This window comes from Nostoc sp. FACHB-133 (genome assembly GCF_014698055.1).
Taxonomy (GTDB): Bacteria; Cyanobacteriota; Cyanobacteriia; order Cyanobacteriales; family Nostocaceae; genus Nostoc.
The window spans coordinates 1-1,520 of sequence record NZ_JACJSH010000158.1; the positions used below are offsets into that span (position 1 = coordinate 1).

At 41.3% G+C, this 1,520-nt stretch carries 2 protein-coding genes; both read right to left on the reverse strand.

Annotated elements, in window-relative coordinates; genetic code table 11:
• Positions 1-11: 11 nt before the first annotated feature.
• Positions 12-263 carry a hypothetical protein gene (locus tag H6G86_RS38055; RefSeq protein ID WP_190938717.1) on the reverse strand — a complete coding sequence of 84 codons (252 nt, stop codon included), beginning with the start codon at positions 261-263 and terminating at the stop codon, positions 12-14.
• Between the two features lie 67 nt (positions 264-330).
• Entirely contained in the window at positions 331-1,293 is a 963-nt protein-coding gene (locus H6G86_RS38060; protein ID WP_190938715.1) for an IS110 family transposase, read from the reverse strand.
• Between the last annotated feature and the right edge of the window lie 227 nt (positions 1,294-1,520).

Consider the following 1,520-nt stretch of genomic DNA (forward strand, 5'->3'; position numbering starts at 1 on the left):
TAGCGACTGTCTTAAAAGTCAAGCGATCGTGAACAAAAAACCGGGACTGTGAACATTGACGCAACAGGGGAACGCTGCGCTAGATTCGGTGGTGGCTGGTACGGGCATTGAGATTTTACATTGGTAGCCAAGACAGTTGCAGCCCGCACCAGCCACTCCGCTACGCCACCGAATCTTCCCCAGTTGCTGGACTTCCCGTAGAGGCAAAAAAGAACATGAAAAATTGCTCGCATGACTGCGTAGGCATAGCCCGTCGTAGACATCGGATCAGTAAAGATGCGATCCCATCCGCTCAAAGGCTAATAGAAAGTATAAAAACGTTTGCAAGCCTTACGCGTTAACAATTGGTTTAAAGTTATCAGAAATGCACCAAGGCAAATTATCTCGAATCATTGCATTTAAAATGACTAACATTTTATGAACGCAAGCGGTCAGAGCAAGTTTTTTGGATTTACCACGTTCAACAAGACGCTCGTAAAAAGCTTTGATAACGGGATTATAACGCATTGCCACCACAGCACCCATATAAAGAGTGGCACGAACATGAGCGCGACCGCCATTAATCATGCGTTTACCTTTGTGTTGCCCACTATCATGATTAATTGGTGCAACACCAACTAGACGCGAGATTTGTTTAGCGGTTAATTGACCAAGTTCTGGTAAGTCAGAAACTAGGGTTGTAGAAATAACTTGACCAATACCAGGAGTAGTTTTGAGTAAATTGACCTTATTCATCCATTGTTGATTATTTCGAGTTAATTGCTCAATTTCTTGGTTAAGTTGTTTTAGGCGCTCTTCTAGATATTCAATATGTGCTTCAATATCTGCCAATGCTTTACCACGAGAACGTGAACGACGATTTTTCTCCGCAGTCTGCATTTCAACTAATTGCCTTCTGCGACTAATTAACTCTCCTAATTGACGCGCCTCTTCAGATTCAATTGGTAAAACCTGGGGTTTCATTGCTTCCCCAAATTGTGCCAAAATTTGTGCATCAATAGCATCAGTTTTAGCAAGCCTTCCTGTCGCTTTGGCAAAATCTCTTCCTTGGCGAGGATTAATTAATGCTACTGGTAAAAGTGCTGCCTGCAATTGGATAATAAGTTCTATTTCTAAACCTCCTGTTGCTTCTAACACAATCAGATTTAAATCATAGGATTTGAGTTGTTCTACTAGATGAGATATTTCTAAAACTGTGTTAGCAACTTTCAATGCTTTACCCAAAGGACGGATATAAACATCTAATGTGGCTTTACTCACATCAATGCCTACCCATTGAGAAATATTTTCCATATTTCACTCTCAACTAATTTCTGTACTTTCTTTTGAATTCATCCCCTTGATTTCACTCATCCTTGCCCGATACGGACTGTATACTTTAACCATTCAGTGTTTAAAGCTTTGACCCTGGCGACTGTTCGAGTTCTGTCAAAGAGATTGTTGTAGTGACCCATGCTACGAAGCGGTCTTTCTTGACCAAGGTTGGGACGGTCTACTACTATTTCTAAGATACAAGGTTG

Coding starts and splice junctions, on each gene's coding strand:
- H6G86_RS38055 (WP_190938717.1), bottom strand. CDS start 263: ATGTCTACGACGGGCTATGCCTACGCAGTCATGCGAGCAATTTTTCAT.
- H6G86_RS38060 (WP_190938715.1), bottom strand. CDS start 1,293: ATGGAAAATATTTCTCAATGGGTAGGCATTGATGTGAGTAAAGCCACA.